Here is a 254-nt window from a genome sequence, read left to right as displayed (position 1 = left end):
GGAGGATGCGCTCGACGCTGCCGTCGCGCGCAAGGTCGCGGAGATCGTCGCGAAGAGCCCGGCGGCGGTGCGCTACGGCAAGCAGATGTTCTACCGGCAGCGCGAGCTGCCGCTCGACGATGCATACGCGTATGCGGGCGACGTGATGGCCCGCAACATGATGGAAGAAGATGCGGGCGAGGGAATCGACGCGTTCCTGGAGAAGCGCGAGCCGATCTGGCGTTCGTAGCGGGCAGGGGAGCGGCGCGGTGCGG

General features: G+C 68.5%; 1 pseudogene. It reads left to right on the top strand.

Features of this window, described 5'->3' with window-relative positions:
• A pseudogene (locus tag SB816_RS33415) lies at positions 1-229 on the top strand (enoyl-CoA hydratase); the annotation flags it as partial.
• Between the last annotated feature and the right edge of the window lie 25 nt (positions 230-254).

This window comes from Achromobacter sp. SIMBA_011 (assembly GCF_046535435.1).
GTDB lineage: Bacteria > Pseudomonadota > Gammaproteobacteria > Burkholderiales > Burkholderiaceae_B > Achromobacter > Achromobacter dolens.
This window is presented reverse-complemented; position numbering and strand designations above follow the sequence as displayed.